At 69.3% G+C, this 22510-nt stretch carries 15 protein-coding genes; 12 read left to right on the top strand and 3 right to left on the bottom strand.

The genetic code is table 11. The features are described 5' to 3' along the window. The first annotated feature begins 11 nt into the window (after nucleotides 1-11). From OO70_RS02880 to OO70_RS02835, 10 genes are all read left to right on the top strand, one after another. Entirely contained in the window at nucleotides 12-2549 is a 2538-nt protein-coding gene (locus OO70_RS02880; protein WP_043663148.1) for a vWA domain-containing protein, read from the top strand. Between the two features lie 212 nt (nucleotides 2550-2761). Continuing rightward, the gene (locus OO70_RS02875) at nucleotides 2762-3787 is read left to right on the top strand and encodes a LacI family DNA-binding transcriptional regulator (RefSeq protein ID WP_043663146.1); all 1026 of its coding nucleotides are present in this window, start codon (nucleotides 2762-2764) and stop codon (nucleotides 3785-3787) included. A 105-nt stretch (nucleotides 3788-3892) separates the two neighbouring features. Further along, nucleotides 3893-5122: a sugar ABC transporter substrate-binding protein gene (locus tag OO70_RS02870; protein WP_043663143.1), complete on the top strand. Its 1230-nt coding sequence runs from the start codon at nucleotides 3893-3895 to the stop codon at nucleotides 5120-5122. Next, complete coding sequence (locus OO70_RS02865) at nucleotides 5115-6086, top strand: carbohydrate ABC transporter permease (protein WP_106971601.1); 972 nt, start codon at nucleotides 5115-5117, stop codon at nucleotides 6084-6086. Before OO70_RS02870 ends, OO70_RS02865 begins: the two co-directional genes overlap by 8 nt. Nucleotides 6087-6093: 7 nt before the next feature. Further along, complete coding sequence (locus tag OO70_RS02860; protein ID WP_043663140.1) at nucleotides 6094-6960, top strand: carbohydrate ABC transporter permease; 867 nt, start codon at nucleotides 6094-6096, stop codon at nucleotides 6958-6960. Continuing rightward, nucleotides 6957-7790, top strand: a complete 834-nt coding sequence (locus OO70_RS02855) for a ThuA domain-containing protein (RefSeq protein ID WP_199827229.1) — start codon at nucleotides 6957-6959, stop codon at nucleotides 7788-7790. Before OO70_RS02860 ends, OO70_RS02855 begins: the two co-directional genes overlap by 4 nt. Continuing rightward, nucleotides 7787-8920, top strand: a complete 1134-nt coding sequence (locus OO70_RS02850) for a Gfo/Idh/MocA family protein (protein ID WP_043663137.1) — start codon at nucleotides 7787-7789, stop codon at nucleotides 8918-8920. The genes OO70_RS02855 and OO70_RS02850 overlap by 4 nt, the downstream gene beginning before the upstream one ends. Before the next feature lie 77 nt (nucleotides 8921-8997). Then, nucleotides 8998-10143: a Gfo/Idh/MocA family protein gene (locus OO70_RS02845; RefSeq protein ID WP_043663661.1), complete on the top strand. Its 1146-nt coding sequence runs from the start codon at nucleotides 8998-9000 to the stop codon at nucleotides 10141-10143. 117 nt (nucleotides 10144-10260) lie between these two features. Further along, entirely contained in the window at nucleotides 10261-12282 is a 2022-nt protein-coding gene (locus OO70_RS02840; protein WP_078651227.1) for an ATP-binding protein, read from the top strand. A 152-nt stretch (nucleotides 12283-12434) separates the two neighbouring features. Further along, a complete protein-coding gene (locus OO70_RS02835; RefSeq protein ID WP_043663132.1) occupies nucleotides 12435-12929 on the top strand; it encodes a peptidylprolyl isomerase in 495 nt (164 codons plus the stop codon). 345 nt (nucleotides 12930-13274) lie between these two features. Here the strand turns inward: OO70_RS02835 and OO70_RS02830 are convergent, their stop codons facing one another. Further along, complete coding sequence (locus OO70_RS02830) at nucleotides 13275-13943, bottom strand: isochorismatase family protein (RefSeq protein WP_043663129.1); 669 nt, start codon at nucleotides 13941-13943, stop codon at nucleotides 13275-13277. A gap of 87 nt (nucleotides 13944-14030) precedes the next feature. Then, on the bottom strand, nucleotides 14031-15104 hold the full coding sequence (gene rutA, locus OO70_RS02825) for a pyrimidine utilization protein A (protein ID WP_043663126.1): 1074 nt from the start codon (nucleotides 15102-15104) through the stop codon (nucleotides 14031-14033). Between the two features lie 396 nt (nucleotides 15105-15500). Between rutA and OO70_RS02820 the strand changes: the two genes are divergently transcribed. Beyond that, the gene (locus OO70_RS02820; RefSeq protein WP_043663123.1) at nucleotides 15501-18437 is read left to right on the top strand and encodes a SpoIIE family protein phosphatase; all 2937 of its coding nucleotides are present in this window, start codon (nucleotides 15501-15503) and stop codon (nucleotides 18435-18437) included. On the opposite strand, the gene OO70_RS02815 is transcribed toward OO70_RS02820, so the two are convergent. Next, complete coding sequence (locus OO70_RS02815) at nucleotides 18394-18975, bottom strand: AAA family ATPase (protein WP_043663120.1); 582 nt, start codon at nucleotides 18973-18975, stop codon at nucleotides 18394-18396. The genes OO70_RS02820 and OO70_RS02815 overlap by 44 nt on opposite strands. A gap of 243 nt (nucleotides 18976-19218) precedes the next feature. Here OO70_RS02815 and OO70_RS02810 point away from each other — a divergent pair, with 243 nt between their 5' ends. Continuing rightward, on the top strand, nucleotides 19219-22428 hold the full coding sequence (locus OO70_RS02810; RefSeq protein WP_043663117.1) for a TIM-barrel domain-containing protein: 3210 nt from the start codon (nucleotides 19219-19221) through the stop codon (nucleotides 22426-22428). The last annotated feature ends 82 nt before the right edge of the window (nucleotides 22429-22510 follow it).

Below are 22510 nucleotides of genomic sequence, written 5' to 3'. Positions count from 1 at the left end.
AAGGGCGCACCATGCCACAGCCACGCATCACCAAGTCCACTGCCCCCCTCGTCTACACGGTCAACGACGCGAAGGCGTTCGTGCTGCAGTTCCATCAGGCACTCGGCGCCGCAGGCGTCCAGGCCATCGACATCCACTACCCCGAGCCCGGCGCCGCCCCTGACCTTGAGCTCACGCTCACAGGCAACCCTCCGGTCAACCTGATGGCCATCGAGCAGGGCGGCGAGGGGGTGCCGGTCGGCGACTACAAGGTGGCGGTCACACGCAGTCAGCCGGGTATCGACCCCGCCCGGGTCAACTGCCGGATCACAAACCAGCGTTCCGGCACCACCAGCGACGAATGGACGCTGCGCGGCAGCCGGAACACGCCCACCCAGTGGGACATCCGGTTCACCGACACCTCGACGAACCTGGCCTTCGACTACCTGATCTGCGATCCGCGCGCGGTCGTCGAGGAGCCGGGGACGGCGCTGGAACAGAATCACATCACACTGTTGGCGGACGACGCGACGGGCCCGGTCAGCGAACCGACCGTGCTCGGGCTCGACCCCGCCGACCTGCCCGCGGCGTTCAAGCCGAGCTACGCCTGGCACCACGACGCCGGGCTCGCGATTCTCCCGATGGACGAGACCACTTCCGAGCCGTCGCTCGACTTCGAGCTTCCCGGCGTGTACCGAACGACTGACGTCCCAGTCACGGTCACCACAAGGTTCGGCAGCGACGACTTCCTCACCAACGTGAGCGAGACCAAGCATCTGACGATCAGTCACCGTCCGCAGGACATCGTGCTGGTGCTGGACCGCTCGGGCAGCATGGGCTCCGAGGACAAGTGGACCAACGCGGTCAAAGCCACCCGGGCCCTCGTCCACCTCATCGCCGACGCCCGCGCGGGGGTCAACGACAAGGACCGGATCGGCATCGTCACGTTCACCGACAACGGCGCTTGGCACGCCCTGCCGATCTCCGACCAGGTCGAGATCCCGATGCCGCTGACGGGACTGGAGCAAGCGCGCACCGCCATCAACACCCTCGACCTCGGACAGCCGGCCAACAGCACCAACATCGGCGACGGCCTGGTCGCCGCCCTCGACCTGCTCGACGCGGCCGGCGAGATCGGCGACCGGCGTTTCACCCTGGTCTGTATGACCGACGGGCTCCAGAACGCGGGCCACTACTACGTGGGCAGCAAGCTGCCGGACAACGCGCCGCCCGACGTCGTGGAGCCGTTCGCCGGCATCACCGGCAATCGGAAGACGATCCTGTCCGCCGCGCGCGTGTACGTCATCGGCCTCGGTTCGACGATCGACATCGACCTGCTCAAAGGACTCGCCAGCCCCAAGGGATTCAATCAGGTCCTCATCCCGGGCCAACTGCCCGCGGTGTTCACCGACATGCTGGAGTTCTCCCAGGAGGTCAATCGGCCCATCCCGGACTCGTCCGCGAAGGACCCCAACATCGACGACGGGACCGACCGGGTCTACGTCAGGACCACGCACGCCGACCGGGTCGTTCTCTCGGTGCTCGCCGCGCCGACGGACGGCACCGTCGCGCTCGATCTGTGGAACGGCACCGAGTTCGTCGCCCCCGACTCGGTGCCCGCCGCCAACGTCTCGCCGACCGACCAGGCACTTTCGGTCGGTGACCCGAACAAGCTCCCCGAGGGGGAGGTCATATGGCGGGTGAGCCTGCTGCACGACACCACCAAGGAACCGCAGCCGCTGACGCCGGACCAGGTACTGCTCTATGAGGACCTGCACCTCAAGGCCGAGCTGACGCTGGACCAGGAGACCTACCTGACCGGCGACGACATGGTCCTGACGGTCCGCATCCGCCGCGACTCGGCACCGGTCCTCGGTGCCGTCGTCCGTGCCGAACTCGACGCCCCCGCCGTGGGCCTGGGCGAGGCGCTGTCGGCGGCCGCACTGTCCGCGACCCCGCCCTCGGCGACCACGGCACCGGTGGACCTGGACGCCAAGGACGTCCCGCCGCCGGCCGAGCAGCGCATCATCGACGTGATGCGTCACAACGGCTGGTCCCGGTGGCCCCGTCACCAGGCGCCGGGGCTGTTCGCGGACGGCACCGCCATCCTGCACGACAAGGACGGCACCGGCGACTACACCAACACCTTCAGCCGGGTGTTCAAGGCCGGCACGTACAGCTGGAAGGTCTTCGCCGACGGCCAGGACCCGGAGGGCAACGCGTTCGACCGCCAGCTCACCGTCTCCACGGTGGCCGGCGTGAAGGTCGACGCCCGCACGACGAAGGTCAGGACCGAACGCATACCCAACCACCCGAGCGGGCTGCGGGCGACGAGGATCACCATCACCCCTCAGGACGTACGGCACGAGCGGCTGGGCCCCGGACACGACGACGTGGTCATCTTCGCCCTGAAGGACGGCACGTTCGAGGAGATCTTCAACCACCAGCCCGCTCCGGTGTTCACCGACGGGACCTACCAGCGGGTCATTCTGTTCAAGGCCAACCAGCGTCCGGTCGTCCAGATCCTCGCCGCAGGCACCTTGCTCAAGCCGATCGACGCCAAGGGGTGATGAGCCGGCGGCCACACGGTCCGGGTTTCGTCACCGGGCCGCGTGGCCGCCGGGCACAGACCGGGACGCGCATGTCGGTCCCGGCCTGGCGGAACATTTTTCCTGCACGCCCCTTGCCGTCGTTCGCGGCCCCTCCCTACAGTCTCGTCCCAGTCAGTCGATACGTATCGACACCTCGTATCGACTTCAAGGGAACCGAGGGAGGTGCTCGCATGGTGACAAGCCGGGATGTCGCCCGGTTGGCGGGCGTCTCCCAGAGCACCGTCTCCTACGTCATGAGCGGGCGCCGCTCGATATCCCCCGAGACCCGGCGTCGGGTCGAGGAGGCGATCGAGACGTTGGGGTTCCAACCCAACGCCGGCGCACGGGCGTTGGCGAGTCAGCGCAGCCAAGTCATCGGCCTGGTCGTGCCGTTCGCGCCGGGGGCCGACATGACGGGGGTGCTGCCCTTCATCGAGACGATCACCAAGTGCGCCCGGGAAGAGGACCACAACGTCATCCTGGCCACCGAGGACGAGGGCGCCGAGGGCCTCACCCGCCTCAGCGACCAGTCCCTGTGCGACGCGATCGTACTGATGGAGGTCGGGTCCAAGGACCCGCGCATCCCCGTGGCGGCCGGCCTGAGCGTGCCGGTCATCCTGATCGGCGTGCCGGACGACCCCGCGGGCCTGTACTGCGTCGACCTGGACTACACCCTGGCCGGACGCATGGCGGTGGACGAGCTGGCCGCCTCCGCGCACGACCGCGTCGTCCTGCTCGGCTACCCGCGTGACGTGCTGGCCCGCGACGTCAACTTCGTCCGCCGCTTCCTGCGGGGAGCCGAGGAGTCGGCCGCCGCGCACGACATCGCCTACGCCGAGGTGAGCCCACCGGACACCAGCCGCGCCGGCGCCGAGGTGGCCCTGGATGAAGCGCTTGCCGGACGAGGGCCCGGCGGCTGCAGGTTGGGGCTCGTCGTCCCCGATCCCCAGTTGATCCAGCCGACCTTGCAGAGCCTGCTGGACCGCGGTCTCGTCCCCGGACGCGACCTGTCCGTCATCGGACTGTGCACGGACCGCACGGCCGAGACCTCCACACCCCCCGTCACCAACCTCTCGCTGGAACCCAGGGACGTCTCACGCCGCGCGATGAGAATCCTGTTCCGGCTGCTCAACCGCGAGAGCGTGCCCACCCCTTCGACCGTTGAACTGGTGACCCCACGTCTGACCCTGCGTCAGACCAGCCTGCCCGCCCACTGATCCCCACTGTTCAGCTTCAACGGGGATCACGCGCCATTGCTGTCGATACGCATCGACACCCCGCGCGGTCCGCCCGAGACAGCGCCGACCGAGGAGAGAAAGAACATGGCTCAACGACGAGCAATCCTCAGCAGAACGACACTGCCGGTGGCCCTCGCGCTCCTGGCGCCGCTCTCCCTGAGCGCCTGTGGTTCGAGTACCGGATCGTCCGGCGGCGCCGACACACTGCGGGTGATGGACTACTACGCCGATCAGCCCGACAAGGGGATCTACGCGAAGGTCCTGGACGCGTGCGGACAGCAGAACGGCGTGACGATCAAGCGGGAGGCCGTGGCCGGCCCGTCCCTGATACCCAAGGTGCTGCAACAGGCCTCGTCGCGCACCCTGCCCGACGTCCTGATGCTCGACAACCCCGACCTGCAACAGATCGCCGCCACCGGCGCCCTCGCCCCGCTCAGCGACTTCGGCCTCAAGGCGGACGGCTACGCCAAGGGCGTGGTGGACGCCTCGACCTACCAGGGCAAGCTCTACGGCCTGCAACCGGTGACCAACACGCTCGGCCTCTTCTACAACAAGGACATGCTCGACAAGGCGGGAGTCAAGCCGCCCACCACCTGGGCCGAGCTCAAGTCGGCCGCCAAAAAGCTCACTTCGGGCAAGAGGTACGGCATCGCCTTCGCCGCACCGGCCACCTACGAGGGGACCTGGCAGTTCCTGCCGTTCATGTGGTCCAACGGCGGCGACGAGAAGGACATAGCAACTCCCCAGGTCGCGCAGGCACTTCAGCTCTGGGTGGACCTGGTCAAGGACGGATCGGCCTCGAAGTCGGTGGTCAGCTGGGCCCAGGCCGACGCCAACGACCAGTTCGCGGCGGGCAACGCGGCCATGATGGTCAACGGCCCCTGGCAGTTCCCGGTCCTGGACAAGAAGACGAGCCTGCACTACGGCGTCGTGCAGATCCCCGTGCCCAAGGCGGGCGGAACTCCCGTCGTCCCGCTGGGCGGTGAGACTTGGACCGTCCCGCAGACCGGCAATGCGCAGCGCCAGAAGAAGGCGGCCGAGGTCGTCGCGTGCCTCAACTCCGACAAGAACCAGTTGTCGCTGGCGCAGCAACGCCAGACCGTGCCGACGAAGACCGCGCTGATGGACAAGTTCGCCGCCGAGCAACCCCGGATGAAGGCGTTCACCGAGCAGGTGCGCAACGCCCGTGCCCGGACAGGCGAGTTGGGCAAGGACTGGCCGAAGGCCGCCACCAAGATCTACACCGCGATACAGACGGCGCTCACCCAGGGGGCGACTCCGGCGAAGGCACTGAAGCAGGCCCAGGATGGCTGACGTACTGCGCCGCGCGGTGCGGGCCAAGGAGCGTGCGGTACCGGCCACGGACAGTGCCCCGGTGGGCCGGAAGCTCGGCAAGCGCGGTCGGCGGGGTCAGTCCCACCTGCTGTTCCTGCTGCCCGCCGTGGCCTACATGGTGGCTTTCTTCGGCTACCCGGTCGTGAAGAACGTCGTCATGGGCTTCCAGCACTACACGACGACCACCTTCTACACCGGCCAGGCCCCCTGGGTCGGCTTCGCCAACTACCGGGCCGTCATCTCGTCCTCCGTCTTCGACAAGGCACTGCTCAACACGGTGCTGTTCACGGTGGGTTCGATCGCGGGGCAGTTTCTCACCGGTCTGGCGATCGCCCTGTTCTTCCGCCGCAGGTTCCCGCTCAACGGCGTACTGCGCTCCCTGCTGCTGTTGCCGTGGCTGGTGCCACTGATCGTCTCCAGCGCGGTGTGGCGCTGGATCCTCGACCAGGACAACGGCGTCCTCAACCGCTTCCTCGGCGCCCTGCACCTCGTACAGGACCGCCCCGGCTGGCTGACCAGCACCTCGCTGGCGCTGTTCGCGGTGATCGTGGTCAACATCTGGATCGGCATCCCGTTCAACGTCGCGATCCTCTACGGCGGACTGCAGGACATCCCCGAGGAGTTGTACGAGGCGGCGGCCCTGGACGGCGCCACGGGCTGGCGGGCGTTCCGGCACGTGACCTGGCCGCTGCTGCGGCCCGTGGTCAGCGTGGTACTCGTCCTCGGCGTCGTCTACACGGTCAAGGTGCTGGACGTCATCCTCGGGCTCACCAACGGCGGACCGGCGAACGCGACGCAGACCATCGCCAGCCAGTCCTACCAACTCTCCTTCCAGCAGTTCGACTTCGGACAGGGTGCCGCGCTCGGCAACATCCTCATCGTCACCTCGCTCGTCTTCGCCGTCCTCTACCTGCGCGCGAACCGACGCGCCGTCGAGCAGTGAGGCCGTCATGTCATCGATCACGCAGGCATCTGTCCGACCGGGCACGCGCACACCCGTCCAACAGCGGCGCTCCCGGCGGCCATGGGGATACACCGCGATCGGCGCGCTGATCCTGGCCGTGATGCTGTTCCCGGTCTACTGGATGGTCAACGTCTCCCTCCAGCCGGCCAACACCGCGGTGAGCACGCCCTGGTTCCCGACCCACCTCAACTTCGACGGCTACGCCACCGCGCTCAGCCAGCAGGGGCCAAATCTCCTGACCAGCCTCGTCGTTGCGGTGGGGAGCGTGGTGTTCAGCCTGATCATCGCGAGCCCGGCCGCATACGCACTCGCGCACGTCAACGCGCGCTGGGTCGGCCCGGTGCTGTTCGGGATCCTGATCAGCCAGATGGTCCCCGGCATCGTCGTGGCCAACGCGCTCTACAGCGCGTACAACGATGTCGGGCTGCTCAACTCGATCCCCGGCCTGATCCTGGCCGACTCCACCGCGGGTATCCCGTTCGCGATCCTGATCCTGCGGGCCTTCATGGGCAACATCCCCGCGTCGGTGATCGAGGCGGCCCGGGTGGACGGGGCGGGCAGGGTCCGGGCATTCGTTTCGATCGTCCTGCCGATGAGCAGGAATGCCCTCATCACCGCCGGGCTGTTCACGTTCCTGTTCACCTGGAGCGACTTCCTCTTCGCGCTGACCCTGACCACGACCGAGGACGTGCGCCCCGTCACCCTCGGCCTCTACCAGTACCTCGGCGCCCACGTCAGCGACTGGAACGCGGTGATGGCCACCGCGACCCTCGCCTCCGTCCCGGCCCTCGTCCTGCTCCTGGTGGCACAGCGCTACATCGCCACCGGCGTGACCGGCGGAGCCGTCAAATGACCCGCCCCCAGGGCGACTTCGGAGAAAGGCAGAACATCCCTGTGACCACGTCTTCCGCACCGCCCCCGGCCCCGATCCGCGTGACCGTGTGGGGGGAGAACCGCCACGAGAAGATCGAGGAGCACGTGGCCAAGATCTACCCGCAGGGCATGCACACCACGATCGCCGAGGGCATCAAGGAGAACCTCGGTGACGCCTGCGCCGTACGCACCGCCACGCTGGACGACCCCGAACACGGCCTGACCGAGGAGGTGTTGGCCTCGACCGACGTCCTCACCTGGTGGGGACACGCCGCCCACGCCGAGGTGTCCGACGAGGTCGTGGAACGGGTACACCGGCACGTGCTGTCGGGCATGGGTCTGGTGGTCCTGCACTCCGGCCACTGGTCGAAGATCTTCGTCAAGCTCATGGGCACCAGCTGCACGCTGCGCTGGCGCAACGAGCACGACCGCGAGCTGGTGTGGACGGTGAACCCGACTCATCCCATCGCCAAGGGAGTTCCGCATCCGCTCGTCGTCGACGAGGACGAGATGTACGGGGAGTTCTTCGACATCCCCGTCCCGGACGAGCTGGTGTTCGTCAGCTCGTTCACGGGCGGCGAGGTGATCCGCAGCGGCTGCACGTTCCGCCGCGGCCACGGCAGGATCTTCTACTTCAGCCCCGGAGACCAGGACTACCCCGTCTACCACAACAAGGACATCCGCCGGGTGATCGCCAACGGCGTCCACTGGGCGCACACGGACCGGCCCGAGCGCAGCCACCCGGTGCTGCTGCGCTACGACACCGACGACTTCTTCAACGGCACCGACTACTCGGGGCCGCTTCGATGACCCACCGGACCATTCCCTGCGGGCCCGACAACCCCCTGCGCGTGGTGGTGGTCGGTGCCGGCTCCATGGGACAGCAGTGGCTGACCACCGTCACGGCCGCGCCCGAGACCGAGCTCGTCGGCATCGTCGACCTCGACCTGGACGCGGCCCGGCGGTCCGCCGCCGGTCTGGGCCGACCGGACCTCCCGGTCGGCTCCGACGCGGTCGCGCTCGCCGCCGACACCGGCGCCCAGGCCCTCGTCAACGTGACGGTTCCGGTGGCGCACCATCCCGTCACCACCGCCGCGCTGTTCGCCGGGCTGCCCGTCCTCGGCGAGAAGCCGATCGCCGACACCCTGGCCCACGCCCTGTCCCTCGCCGCCGCGGCCGAGCTGAGCGGCGAGCTCTTCATGGTGAGCCAGTCCCGGCGCTGGAACCCCCAACTCTTCGCCTTGCGCGGGATGTTGGAGGAACTCGGCGCGATCGGCACCCTGACGACCGAGTTCTTCAAGGCTCCGCACATGGGCGGTTTCCGCGAGGAGATGGCGTACCCGCTGCTGATCGACATGGCGATCCACGCCTTCGACTCGGCCCGCTTCCTGCTCGGCACGGACCCGGTCTCCGCCTACTGCCAGGCATACAACCCGCCGTGGAGCTGGTACGACGGCGACGCCGCCGCGAGTGCCGTCTTCGAGATGGAGGGCGGTGCGCGCTATGCGTACAACGGCAGTTGGTGCAGTCCGGGTGCCGAGACCTCGTGGAACGGAGTGTGGCGGGCGAGCGGCGAGAAGGGCTCGGCCCTGTGGGACGGCGACAACGAACCCGTGCTCGCCGCCGACGTACAACCCGCCGAGCGGCCCCGCTCCCCGTACTCCGACATCGCCGGAGCACTGCGGGTCTTCGTCGAGTCGCTGCGGACCGGCAGCGTGCCCATGGGCGAGGTGCACGAGAACACCATGAGCCTGACGATGGTCGAGGCCGCGGTGGAGTCGGCCAGGACCGGACAGCGCGTGCTCGTGGACGACGTACTCGACCAGGCGTACGCGGAGGCCCTGCGCGAGGAGAGCCGCCCCGACGTCCGCGCCGCTCTTGCCAGTTGGCCGTCGGTCCGCGGCGCCCTCGCCCCGCATCAAGCGCCGCCTGACGCCTGACGCCCTACCGATACGGAGACCCGGTGCCCCGCCCTTCGCCCGACCCCGTGCCCGGCCGCCCCCACCTCGGGGTGGCGATGATCGGCCACTCGTTCATGGGAGCCGTGCACTCCCAGGCCTGGCGCACCGCGCCCCGCGTGTTCGACCTGCCCTTCGACGTCGACATGACCGTCGTCTGCGGCCGTGACCCGAAGGGCGCGGCGCGGGCCGCCGAGCGGCTGGGGTGGGGCGACTGGGCGGCCGACTGGCAGGAGGTGGTACGCCGAGACGACGTGGACGTCGTCGACATCTGCACACCCGGCGACTCCCACGCCGACATCGCGATCGCCGCCCTGGCCGCCGGCAAACACGTGCTCTGCGAGAAGCCCCTCGCGAACACGGTCGAGGAGGCCGAGCGGATGGCCGCCGCCGCGCAGGTAGCCGCGGCGGCCGGCGTCCGGTCGATGGTCGGCTTCAACTACCGGCGTGTGCCCGCCCTGGCACACGCCGCCCGTCTGATCGCCGAGGGCCGGATCGGCGAGGTGCGGCACGTCAGGGCCCAGTACCTCCAGGACTGGATCGTCGACCCCGAGTTCCCGCTGGTGTGGCGGCTGCGCAAGGAACGGGCCGGCTCCGGCGCACTGGGGGACCTCGGATCGCACGTCATCGACCTGCTCCAGCACCTGACCGGCGAGCTGCTCACCGGGGTGTCGGCGACCCAGGCCACGTTCGTCACCGAGCGCCCCCTGCCGACGGAATCCGGCGGGCTCTCGGCGCGCGCCGGGGAACAGCGCGGACAGGTGACCGTCGACGACGCGACCGCGTTCACCGGCCGACTGGAAAGGGGTGCACTCGTCGTGGTCGAGGCGACGCGCTTCGCCACGGGACGCAAGAACGCGATGCGGATCGAGGTCAACGGCTCACGCGGATCGGTCGCCTTCGACTTCGAGGCGATGAACGAGCTTCTGCTGTACGACGCCGCCGACCCGGAGACGGAGGCGGGGTTCCGCCGGATCCTGGTCACCGAGCCCGCCCACCCCTACCTGAGTGCCTGGTGGCCGCCCGGTCACGGCCTGGGCTACGAGCACGCGTTCGTCCACCAGGTCCACGACTTCCTGACGGCGGTGGCGGAGGACGGGAGTGAGCCGAGCCCGTCCTTCGCCGACGGCCTCCAGGTCCAGCACGTGATGCGGGCCGTCGAGCGCAGCGCCGCGGACTCCTCCCGCTGGACGAGTATCGACTGACCACATGTCCGATCGAACTGATACCAGGCCCGATCACTTGTGACCGTTTCCCGTAAGAGGGTTTAGCCGCGCCTGCGAGCCGTGCAGGATGGGGCCGTGGTAGGCAACCTCCCCGTCATGACAACCAGCTTTGTCGGCCGCGAGAGCGAAGTCGGCGCAGTCCAAGCCGCGTTGGCCCGGTACCGGTTGGTCACCCTCACCGGCGGCGGCGGTGTCGGCAAGAGCCGCCTGGCGCTGCGCGTCGCGGAGCAGATCCGGGACCGCTACGCCGACGGGGTCTGGTGGGCCGACCTGTCCAACCTCTACGACGAGCGGTTGTTCACCGCCACGGTCTGCGACGCGGTCGATCTCCTGGACCACAATCCGCGGGCTCCCATCGAGGCGCTCTGCGAGTGGCTGACCGGCCGGCAGGTCCTGCTCGTCCTCGACTGCTGCGAGCGGGTGCTGCCTTCCTGTCTCCTCCTGGTCAGTGAACTCCTCGTCGCCGCACCGGGGTTGACGGTCCTGGCCACCAGCAGACAGCCCATCGGCGTGCGGGGTGAGCACCGCATCGAGGTGACCCCGCTCTCCATGGACGACGACAGCGGCGGCGGCGACGCGGTACGCCTGTTCCACGAGCGCTGTGCCGCGGCCGCACCCGCGCTGGCCCTCGACTCCCCCGGCGCCGCCGAAGCCGTGTCGGCCATCTGCCGCCGTCTGGAGGGAATCCCGCTCGCCGTCGAACTCGCCTGCGCGCGCCTGCGGGAGAACACCCTCGCCCAGATCGCCGAGCGCCTCGGCTCACGGCTCGACACTCTCGTGGACGAGACGGCGTGGCCCAGGCGGCACCGGGCCCTTCGCACCGCGATCGGCTGGAGCCACGAACTGTGTTCCCCGCTCGAGCGGCTGCTGTGGGCCAGGCTCTCCGTCTTCCGCAGCCCCTTCGACACCGCCGACGCACAGTCCGTCTGCGCGGGCGGCCCGCTCGGCGCCGACGCCATCCCCCGCCTTCTTGAGCGGCTGGCCGACCAGTCCGTCCTCCAGCAGGCGGGCGTCCGCTACCGCATGCTCGACACCCTGTGCGAGTACGGAGCCATGTGGCTCGCGGAACTAGGTGAGGAACACACCCTCACCCGCCTCCATGCCGCGCACTTCGCCGACATGCTGGGCGAGGCCGAGGCCGGCTGGCTCAGCGACCAGCAGGTCGCCTGGTACGCGCGGATCTCCGCGAGCCACACCGACGTACGCGCCGCACTCGACCACCTCATCGAGGCGGATCCCGACGCCGCCGTCGAAATGGCCGGCCGCACCGGCCTGTTCTGGCCCTGCTGCGGGCACCTCCACGAATCCCGCGACTACCTCGAACGCGCCCTGGCCCTCGACACACCCCCGGGCCCCTCACGCACCCGCGCCCTGTGGGCCCTGGGCATCACGCTCACCCTCCAGGGCGACCACCAGACCGCCCTGCGCATCGGGGAGGAGTGCGCCGACGAGGCGCGACAGGACGGCACCCCGCACTCCGCGCTCTTCGCCGCCCACACCCTCGGCCTCACCCACCTCATGGCAGGCCGGCCGCAGGCCGCCTACGACATCTGCGACCAGGCCCTGATCAGCCACAGCACGTCGCCCCCGTCGGGCGCGCCGCAGCTGTGCTGCATGGTGATCCGCACCTTCGCCCACTCCGCGCTGGGCAGGCTGGCCGAGGCCTACGAGGCGGCCATCGCCCTGCGCCGTCTCAGCGAACGGTACGGCGAGCACTGGGCACGGTCGTACGCGTTCCACCAGCTCGCCTTCATAGACCTCCACCAGGGCCGCGCGCGCGACGCCGAACGCCATGCCCGAGCCATGCTCACCAGCAAGCACAACCTCAACGACAACCTCGGAATCGCCCTCGCACTCGATCTCCTCACCGGTGCGAACGCGGTCCAGGGCAACGGCATCGCGGCGGCCCGCACCTCCGGCACCGGCAACACCTTCTGGCGCATGCTCGGCCACCCGAACCACGGCACGCCCGAGCTCTCCGCGGTCCGCGACCAATGGGAACTCCAAGCCCGCAAGGCAGTCGGGGACGACGTCTACGACACGGCCTTCCACAACGCGCTGAACGACGACGCCGAGCAGGGCCTCGCCCTCGTCATGCAAGGACCGCCCGCCACCTGAACATCGACTTCACGATCAGGGGCAGAGGAGGGGAAGGAAGAGATACGGAAGATCGCTGGACTGCGGATAGTGTGCAGTAAGGCAACGGTCCGGCGTTCGGCACACGGCCACATTGGGCAGTGTGCAACACACTGAGAGTGAAAGAACTAATCATGAGTAGCGTCTACTTCGACATCACCATCGACGGTGCCCCCGCGGGCCGCATCATCTTCAACCTCTTCGACGAGGTCGTCCCGAAGACCGCCCGGAACTTCCGCGAGTTGGCCACCGGGCAGAATGGCTTCGGCTACGCCGGTTCCGGCTTCCACCGCGTCATCCCGCAGTTCATGCTGCAGGGCGGCGACTTCACCAACCACAACGGCACCGGCGGCAAGAGCATCTACGGCGAGAAGTTCGCGGACGAGAATTTCGACCTGAAGCACGACCGCCCCTACCTGCTGTCGATGGCGAACGCCGGCCGCAACACCAACGGCTCGCAGTTCTTCATCACCACCGTCGTCACCTCGTGGCTGGACGGCAAGCACGTCGTCTTCGGCGAGGCAGTCGAGGGCCAGGAAATCATCGACAAGATCGAGTCCCTGGGCTCGCAGTCGGGCGCCACCAAGGCCAAGATCGAGATCGTCGCATCCGGCGTCGTCGAAGGCTGAACCAGACCCGGACCCGACCGTGACGGCACGGGGGCCACGTAACGCAAGGTAGGCAGGCGCCGCCGGAATCGGCGGTTGTCGCCATGTCCGGGTTCAGTCCGCTGACGCCGAAACAGTGCGACTCCATACGCCGGGCCCCGGAGATGATCTCTGATCTCCGGGGCCCGTCATGTGTTCGTGCCGGGTCACATCTCCGTCGACCCCAGCACTTGGAGTAGATGCTCGCGGCTGCCCGTACCGACTGCGAGTCCACGATCGCGACCGCCGGATCCTCCAAGCGGCCGGCCTTCTCCCTGGCCCTGTCGCACGGTCCGTCTGAAACTCGACGAGCAGCCCCGTGAGCTGTCACCGACGCCGCCGAGTCGACAGATCGTGTGTAGCGCTCCACCTCTCGAGGTAGTCCTGAACGCGTCCGATCCCCCAGACCTCACCGATCTTGTGGCCGATGTCGAAGAGGTTCGCCGCATGGATGTCCGGGTCCCGGTCGCCCACGGCCTCCTCGACCACGATCGGAACGAAGCCGTGCTGCATGGCGTCCATCGCGGTGGCACGGACGCAGCCGCTCGTCGACAGTCCGCCGATGAGCAGGGTGTCGATTCCGGCGGCCGTGAGGTGCGCGGCCAGCCCGGTGCCGAAGAAGGCGCTCGGGCACTGCTTCGTTACGGTCAGTTCGTCCGGGGCCGGGGCCAGCCCGTCGATGAACTCGCCGAAGGGGCTGCCCTCGACGAACGCCCGCAGGCTGGGCACCTTGCGGAAGAAGACGCCGCCGTCGCTCCCGTCCGCCCGCAGCCGCACCCGCGTGACGATCACCGGAATCCCGGCCCGGCGCGCGTAGGCCAGGAGGACCCTCATCGCCTCGACCGCCGGTTCGACGCCGGCGTAGAGCGGGCAGTCAGGGTCGACGTAGGCACGGGCGGGATCCACCAGGACGAGGGCCGGTGACGTGCCGGGAGTGAGCTGCCCACCCAACCCGGCGCGCTCGTAGTCCTCCTGTTGCTGTTCGGAACCGGTCATCGGCACGGCTTTCGTGGGGAGGCGGGATCGGCGGGGCGGGCGCCCCGCCGACGGTGGGTCAACCGCTGTCCGGCTCCACGGCGCTGGTCACCCGGACACCGAGCGGGACTTCATCAGTGGCTGGATGCGGGTGCCGAAGTTCTCCAGGCCTTCGAGGAAGTCGTCGAAGACGAGCATGATGCCCTTGGTGCCCTGGACCTCGGCGACCTCGTCGAGCAGCTTCGCCACGGTCTCGTACGACCCGACGAGCGTGCCCATGTTGAAGTTCACCGCGCCCTCGGGCAGCACGATGGTGCGGGCGGTGGAGGTGTCGTCGGCGGTGGTGTCCGTGGCCGATTCGCCGGCCATGTACGCCAGCGCCGCATGGTCGGCGTTGTCGTGGTAGTCCTGCCACTTCGCCCGGGCGGCCTCGTCGGTCTCGTCGGCGATGATCATGAAGAGGGAGAGCGCGCCGACGTCACGGCCGGTCTCCGCCGCCGCGTCCACGAGCGAGGCCGTGGTGTCCGACAGCGCGAGCGGGGTGTTGACGCCGCTGCCGAGGATGAAGTTGTACTCGGCGTGCTCGGCGGCGAACCGGATGCCCGTGGGGCTCTGCCCGGCCGCGACGATGTCGATGTGCCCGTCCGCCGGGCGCGGTGAGAGCACGCAGTCGTCCATCTCGTAGAACTCGCCCTTGAAGTTGCTGACGCCCTCGCTCCACAGCTCCTTCATCACGGTGACGTACTCGGCGGCGCGGGCGTAGCGGTTGCCGAAGTGTGCGTCGCCGGGCCACACGCCCATCTGGGAGTACTCGCCGGGTGCCCAGCCGGTGACGATGTTGATGCCGAAGCGGCCGGGGGCGATCGAGTCGATCGTCGTGGCCATGCGGGCGACGATCGCCGGGGGCAGGACGAGGATCGGGGTGGAGGCGTAGAGCTTGATCCGTTCTGTCACGGCGGCCAGGCCGGCCATCAGGGTGAACGACTCCAGGTTGTGGTCCCAGAACTCGGTCTCGCCGCCGAACCCCTTGAGTTTGATCATCGACAGCGCGAAGTCGAGGCCGTGTTCCTCCGCCTTCTGCACGATGGCCTTGTTCAGGTCGAAGCTCGGCAGGTACTGGGGCGAACTCTTCGAAATGAGCCAGCCGTTGTTGCCGATGGGGATGAATACGCCGATGTCCATGCCGCTCCTCGTTGGCGGTTGGGGTGAGCCTGACGGGGTCACAACGTGCGTGCGTGATCAAGGAGTTCCAGGATGGCTCCGAATGTAGCCGTCGATCGTTACCGCTCCCCTCCCGATCTGTGAACGGCACCCCGTCGGTCGGCCGGAATCCCGAACGAACGGCGGTCCGTCCCGGCCGCGACCGACCCGGGCACCCGCGCCCCGCGCACGCATCCGGTTTCCGGCGTTCCGTTCCCCCGGATGCCGAGTATTGTCACCCGAGGGAACACAGGCGGAAGTCTGTTGCAACTCGGGCTGGAGTGCTGGCTGTTGAGTGCCTGATGGGATGGCTGGAGTCACGGTGAGAGTCCTGCGAAGCACCGCGTTACGTGAGGCGGGAACGGTAAAATTTACGGTATGAACGCACGTCTGGCTCTGCTCGGCACTGTGGACCCCGGCGTCACCGAGAGCGAAGTCTTCCGGCTGGCACTCCAGCACGCGGTGGCGGAGCTGAGCGCCCTCGGTGGAGCGATTCACCTGCGCGGCCCGATGTCCGCGCTGCGGCTGGTGTCGTCGACCGGTCTGCCGCCCGCGCTGACCCGCCCGTGGGAGATCATCGACCAGGAGGGCCCGACGGCCCCGGCGAGGGCCGTGCACCTGGGCAGCGGTGTGTGGGTGCCGGTGCGGCACACGTCCTCGGGCCAGGAGCTCGCCTGGCCCGGCAGTGGTCTGGCCTCCGTACCGGTGTCCGGTGGGGACCGCAGCATCGGCGCGCTCACGGTGCTGATGGGCGACCAGGGCGAGCCCACCCCGCCGCAGTGGCACTTCCTCAGGGACCTGGTCGCCTGGACAGAGGAGCGCATGCGCCAGGCGCCACCGCCCTCCGGCCCCTCCCAGGGAGAGCTGAGCGGTGACCGCGACCGGCTTCGCCAGGCCCTCAAAGAGGTCAGCGTCGGCTCGTGGGACTGGGACATCCAGGGCGGCGAACTGATCTGGGACGAGGCGGCCCTGGAGCTCTACGGCACCAGACCCGAGGACTACACCGCCCGGGTCGAGAACTGGATGGCGTGCGTCCACCCCGACGATCTGGCGCCGACGCTGGACGCGGTGGACCGGGCGATCCGCGAGCACGGCGTGTTCGAGGCGGAGTACCGGGTACGGCGCCTCGACGGCACGTACGGCTGGACGCAGGCCCGTGGCCGGGCGACCTACGACGAGCACGGCGAACCGCTCCGGATGATCGGCGTGGGCTGGGAGAGCAACGAGTCCCGGACCGCCCGGGACTCGCTCAGCCGTGCCCTGCGCCACATGAGCGACGGCTTCCTCGCGGTGGACGACGAGTGGCGGATCACCTTCGCCAACCTGCAGGCGGAGCGCACGCTGGGCCTCTCCGAGGAGGAGTTGTTCGGGCGCCTGCTGTGGGAGCTGCCCACGGCGCGGGAGGTCCCCGGCCTGGAGGACCGCTGCCGGAAGGCCGCCGCCGAGGAGACGCCCGTCGGCTTCGACGCCATGCTGGGGGACGCCGGCCGCCGCTACCACCTGCGGCTGGTCCCGGGTCCCGACGGAGTCACCCTCTACCTCACCGACGTCACCGAGAAGCGGCAGCACGAGGAGGAACGCCGGGCCTCCGAGCTGGCGGCGGCCCGACGCGCGGTCCGGATGGGCGAGTTGACGGCCGCGCTCGCCAAGGCGACGACCTCGCAGGACGTGGTGGCCGCGGTCGCGCGCCGGGTGCTGCCGCCATTCGCCGCAGCCGGACTCCTGGTGCAGGCCGTCGAGGGCGACCGGCTGCACACCGTGGGAGCGGACGGCTACCCGGACGACTTCCTCGCCACCGTCGACGGCCGCCCCCGGACCCCCGGCGAGCCGTCCTGGGACGTGATCGCGTCCGGTCTGCCGCTGTTCCTCTCCTCGGTCGAGGAGTACGAGGCCCACTACCCCGAGCTGGCCGGCAGACCGGCCCGGGCAGAGAAAGAGGCGTGGGCGTTCCTGCCGCTGACGGCGTCCGGGAAGACCTTCGGCGTCTGCGTGGTCGCCTTCGACCGCTCCCGCCGGCTCACCGACGAGGAACGCACCCTGCTGACCACGATCAGCGCCCTCGTCGCCCAGGCCCTGGAGCGGGCCCGGCTCTACGACGCCGAGCACACCCGGTCCCGCGAACTGCAGCGCAGCCTGCTCCCCCGCGCCCTGCCCGCCCTGCCGGCGTGCACCGCGGCCGCCCGCTACCTGCCCGCGGGCCAGGGCATGGACGTCGGCGGCGACTGGTACGACATCATCCCGCTCTCCGGCGGGCAGGTCGCCCTGGTGGTGGGCGACGTCATGGGCCACGGCCTGCCGGAAGCGGCGACGATGGGGCGGCTGCGCACCGCGCTGCACACCCTCGCCGACCTGGAGCTGCCGCCCGACGAGATCATGAGCCACCTCAACGACCTCGTCGCCGGGATGGGCGAGGAGTCGTACGTGACGTGTCTGTACGCGCTCTACGACTCGACGACCCAGATCTGTTCCATCGCCGGGGCCGGTCATCCGCCACCGGCCGTGGTCTACCCGGACGGCACGGTGCACTTCCCGGAGCTGTCGGCCGACCCGCCCCTCGGCGCGGCTGAACCGCCGTTCGGGACGGTCGAGTTGAAGGTGCCGGAGGGAAGTCTGCTGGTGCTGTACACCGACGGCCTGGTGGAGTCGTCGAAGCGTGAGATGGACGAGGGCATGGCGGACCTGGCGCGTCTGCTGAGCACCGCGCACCGGACCGAGAGCGGCGAGGAAGCGGACCTGGAGCAGCTCTGCGACACCCTCACGGCGGGCCTGCTCCCCGCCGAACACCCGACGGCCGACGACGCCGCCCTCCTCGTCGCTCGTCTCCACGCCCTGACCAGCGACCGGATGGCCTCCTGGCCGCTGCCCGAGGACCCACGGGCGGCCGGCCAGGCCCGCCGTCACGTCCGGGAGCAGCTGCGCACCTGGGGCCTGGAGGACCTGACCCCGACCACGGAACTCCTGGCCAGCGAGCTGGTCGGCAACGTCGTACGCCATGCCAAGGGCCCGGTCAGTCTGCGTCTGCTGCACGGCGCCGAGTTGATCTGCGAGGTCTTCGACGGCAGCCTGACGATGCCCCGTATCCGCCGCGCCACGGACACGGACGAGGGCGGTCGCGGTCTGCAGCTGGTCGCCGCCCTCTCCCAGCACTGGGGCACGCGCTACACACCGACAGGCAAATGCATCTGGACGGAACAGGCCCTTCTCACTCCGGGGGCCCGGCAGGAACTGCCTTCCGACGACCTGGAGTTGATGTTCCCGGGCATGGAGAACTTCAACGGGGATCTCGACGCGCTGCCGTTCGGGGACGAGGACTGACCGGGCGGGGCCGATTCGCCTTGCGAACCGCGTCGATCACGCTGTCCACCACCTCGGTCACCGGCTTTGACGCGTCGATGATCGTCGCGCCACGGCTTTCGTAGCTCGCTCGCATCCGAGGATTCCACTTCAGGGCGGCTGCAAGTTCCTCGGGATGTTGCCCGAACGCGTTCGTGGTGCGGGTCGCGAGCCGGTGGCGGAGGGTGTCCTCGTCGATCACCAGGCACACGACGAGGTCGAAGAGATCGCGGACGTCCGCCTCGTTCTCCGCCGACCCGCACAAGAACGCGGTGCGGGAACGGGACTCCTCGACGAGGGTCTCCACGCGGTCGCGGACGATCGCCCACCCGTATCGGTCGAGCCAGCCCTCGGGAACCGGATACGGAGGGTCCCTCACGACCTCGCCCTCAGCTCGGTCGATCCAGCGGCTGAAGCCGTCCTCGTCGGCGTCGAGCGCGACGTGGCCGCGCTTCCGCAACGCCCCGCAGACCGTGGACTTGCCGGTCCCTGAGTTGCCCGTCACCCACACCAACGTCACGCCGCCAGCGTAGACGGCCGATCGATCCTCAACAGCCCCTCGCACGAGAGGACTTGACAACGATGTCGGCAGGCAGCAGATTCCACCGGGCGCGAACGGGAACCGGCACACCTTCACCACGGGCCCCCGCAGGCCCGTTTCAGGACGGAGCTGTCCGTGAGAAGAAGAAGATCGACGTTTCGCACGACGCGCCTCCCGCGACGGCGTGTCACGGTCGTCGCCCTCGTCAGCAGCCTGGCGGCCATGATCGTGCCCGCGGCCGGAGCGGCATCGGCGGACGCACCGGCGGCGGCCCATCGCCCCGCGTCGGTGACGTCGGGCAACGCACGTTTCCAGGTCCTCTCCCCCACCCTGATCCGCACGGAGTACGCGCAGGACGGGAAGTTCACCGACAGCGCGACGTACAACGCGATCGGCCGCAGCGCGTTCGCGCCGACCTCCTACACCTCCAGCACGTCCGACGGCTGGCTGACCATCACCACGAGCGCGGTCACCCTGCGGTACCAGGTGGGGTCGGGACCGTTCGACGCCCAGAACCTCTCCGTACGGCTGTCGGCCGGTGGAACACCGGTCACCGCCGCGCCCTGGCAGCGGCTCACGTGTGGTCTGGGCGCCCTGTGCGAGGCCGAGCAACTGCCGCGCAGCGGGCCCTCATTCGCCTCGGACCACACCGGTTACACCGGCTCCGGTTTCGTGGCGGGCTTCGAGGGGACGGGCAACTCCCTGTCCGCCGACGTCGACGTGGCAACGGCGGGGACGTACCAATTCGATGCCCGCTACGCCAACTCCCTCGGCGGCGACGGCCAGAACACCACCCGCACCCTGACGTTGTCGGTGGACGGCGGCGCGAGCCGGACCGTCAGCCTGCCGACCACCGCGAACTGGGACACGTGGGCCCTGGCGACCAGCGCGGTGCAACTGAGCGCCGGCCACCACACGATCACGCTGACGAGGACCGCCACGGACTCCGGTGACGTCAACATCGACAGCGTCGCCCTGGTGAACCAGGACGGCGGCTTTCCGGCGACGTCCACAACCGCGATCGTGGGCTGCGGGTTCGGCGCGAACTGCGAGGCAGAGGCCGGCCGCGCCTCGGGCACGGCGATCACGGCCACCGACCACGCCGGCTACTCCGGCAGCGGCTTCCTCGCCGAACTCAACCAGGGAGCGGGCACGTTGACCCACGTGGTCGGCGTACCGGCCGACGGCACCTACGCGTTGCAGGTGCGCTATGCCAACGCGACCGGCCGTGACGGGCTCTACCAGACCCGTACGGCCACGGTGTCCTCCGGCGGCACCACGCAGACCCTGTCTCTGCCTGTCACCGGCAACTGGGACACGTGGAAGACCGCCTCGGTCCCCGTCACTCTCAAGGCAGGGGCGAACGACGTCGCCATCGCCTGCCCGGACGCCGCGAGTTGCCACGTCAACCTCGACACGGTCGCCGTCACCGCGACCGGCGCGGCGGCCCCGCAACCGCACCTCGCGCTCGGCGGTTACCGCCGCAGCCTCGACGGCTACAACGGCGACAACGGCGCGCCGGCCATCACACCCGGCCTGTTGTACAAGGACGGCTGGTACCTGCTCGACGACACGGCCTCGGCTCTCTACGACACCGGCACCCGCCAGGTCACCCAGCGCCCGTCCCACGGCGGGACGCCGTACCAGGACGGCTATGTCTTCGGCTACGGCCACGACTACAAGCAGGCCCTGTCCGACCTGGCCACCCTGACCGGCCCGTCCGAACTGCTTCCCCAATGGGCGTACGGCGTCTGGTACTCGGAGTACATCGACCGCACCGCCGCCGACTACGAGAACAAGATCCTGCCCGCCTTCCGCGCCGAGGGCGTACCCCTGGACGTCCTGGTGACCGACACGGACTTCAAGTCGCCCAACACCTGGAGCGGTTGGGAGATCGACCCGTCCAAGTTCCCCGATCCGAAGGCGTTCTTCGACTGGGCCGCCTCCCAGGGTCTGCACGACACGCTCAACATCCACCCGAGCATCCTCAGCAGCGACCCGCAGTTCGCACAGGCCCAGGCGACCGCCAAGGGCAAGCTGCACAAGGGTGGTTGTGCCCCTGCCGCGAGCAGCGGGGCCGGGGACTGCTACACCTTCGACTGGGGCGACCCCGACCAGCTGAAGGCGTACATGGACCTGCATCAGACCATGGACCAACAGGGCAACGACTTCTGGTGGCTCGACTGGTGCTGCGACGCCTCCCAGTCCTCGCTGCCCGGTGTCACTCCCGACGCGTGGATCAACCAGCAGTACGCGACGGACGCCGACAAGACCGTCGGCCGCGGATTCGCCGTCTCCCGCGCCTACGGCTCCCTCCAGGCGGGCGGCTACAGCAGCCAGCAGGGCCTGCCGACCGGGCCGTGGGCCGACAAGCGCACCACCGTCCACTTCACCGGCGACACCTCCTCCACCTGGGGCACCTTGAAAGGGGAGGTCGGCTACACACCGGGCGAGGCGGCCGCCACCGGCCTCTCGGCGATCAGCCATGACATCGGCGGCCACAACGACACGACGAACCTGACCGGTTCGGAGACCTACACCTCCGGCGGCACGACCCAGACCACGCACAGACTCCCCGACGACATGTACGCCCGCTGGGTCCAGCTCGGCACCTTCCAGCCCATCGACCGCCTGCACAGCAACCACAGCGACCGACTGCCCTGGCAGTACGGCACCGCGGCGCGCGCCTCAGCGGACAAGTTCCTCAACCTCCGCGAGAACCTGGTGCCTTACACCTATTCGCTCGCACAGCAGGCTGCCACGACCGGCGTCCCGGTCACCCGCCCGACGTACCTGGAATATCCCAATGAGCCGCAGGCGTACGCCACTTCGGGCAGCGAGTACTTCTACGGCCCCGACATGCTCGTCGCCCCCGTCACCACACCCGGCACCACGGCGACGACGTCGGTGTGGTTCCCGCCCGGCAGCCAGTGGACCGACTACTTCACCGGGCAGACCTACGCCAGCGGCACCACCCAGAACATCACCAACGGCCTCGACACCATGCCGGTGTTCGTCAAGGCGGGCTCCGTCGTCCCGACCCGCACGGACAACGTCACCAGCAACGACAAGGCCCCACTGACCAAGGTCACGCTCACCGTCGCCGCGGGCGCCTCCGGCTCCTACAACCTCTACGAGGACGACGGAACCACCACCGGGCACGGCCACAGCGCCGTCACGAAGATCCGGTACCGCGAGAACGGCTCCCGGCACACACTGACGATCAGCCCCACGACCGGGTCCTTCCACGGCCAGGTCAAAAACCGGCAGTGGACCGTCGCCCTCCTCGGCGTCACCGCCCCGAGCGTCGTGCGGGTGGGAGGGGCTCAACTGCCCGCTCACGCCTACCACTTCGACAGCACGACCGGCACCCTGACCGTCACACTCCCCGCGCGGAGCGTGCACGCACCGATCACCGTGACGTACGGCTGACCGGCTCCCGCCGGTGCCCGCGTCCCGGCTGAACTGCCTCCGCACCCCGGCGAGTTCGTCCCGCGCCGGGGTGCGACGGTTC

Origin of the sequence: Streptomyces xylophagus (assembly GCF_000716435.1) — a bacterium.
GTDB lineage: Bacteria > Actinomycetota > Actinomycetes > Streptomycetales > Streptomycetaceae > Streptomyces > Streptomyces xylophagus.
The sequence above is the reverse complement of the archived record's forward strand: the minus strand, read 5'-3'. Positions and strand labels throughout refer to the sequence as shown.

Coding starts and splice junctions, on each gene's coding strand:
- OO70_RS02880 (WP_043663148.1), top strand. CDS start 12: ATGCCACAGCCACGCATCACCAAGTCCACTGCCCCCCTCGTCTACACG.
- OO70_RS02875 (WP_043663146.1), top strand. CDS start 2,762: ATGGTGACAAGCCGGGATGTCGCCCGGTTGGCGGGCGTCTCCCAGAGC.
- OO70_RS02870 (WP_043663143.1), top strand. CDS start 3,893: ATGGCTCAACGACGAGCAATCCTCAGCAGAACGACACTGCCGGTGGCC.
- OO70_RS02865 (WP_106971601.1), top strand. CDS start 5,115: ATGGCTGACGTACTGCGCCGCGCGGTGCGGGCCAAGGAGCGTGCGGTA.
- OO70_RS02860 (WP_043663140.1), top strand. CDS start 6,094: ATGTCATCGATCACGCAGGCATCTGTCCGACCGGGCACGCGCACACCC.
- OO70_RS02855 (WP_199827229.1), top strand. CDS start 6,957: ATGACCCGCCCCCAGGGCGACTTCGGAGAAAGGCAGAACATCCCTGTG.
- OO70_RS02850 (WP_043663137.1), top strand. CDS start 7,787: ATGACCCACCGGACCATTCCCTGCGGGCCCGACAACCCCCTGCGCGTG.
- OO70_RS02845 (WP_043663661.1), top strand. CDS start 8,998: ATGATCGGCCACTCGTTCATGGGAGCCGTGCACTCCCAGGCCTGGCGC.
- OO70_RS02840 (WP_078651227.1), top strand. CDS start 10,261: ATGACAACCAGCTTTGTCGGCCGCGAGAGCGAAGTCGGCGCAGTCCAA.
- OO70_RS02835 (WP_043663132.1), top strand. CDS start 12,435: ATGAGTAGCGTCTACTTCGACATCACCATCGACGGTGCCCCCGCGGGC.
- OO70_RS02830 (WP_043663129.1), bottom strand. CDS start 13,943: ATGACCGGTTCCGAACAGCAACAGGAGGACTACGAGCGCGCCGGGTTG.
- rutA (WP_043663126.1), bottom strand. CDS start 15,104: ATGGACATCGGCGTATTCATCCCCATCGGCAACAACGGCTGGCTCATT.
- OO70_RS02820 (WP_043663123.1), top strand. CDS start 15,501: ATGAACGCACGTCTGGCTCTGCTCGGCACTGTGGACCCCGGCGTCACC.
- OO70_RS02810 (WP_043663117.1), top strand. CDS start 19,219: ATGATCGTGCCCGCGGCCGGAGCGGCATCGGCGGACGCACCGGCGGCG.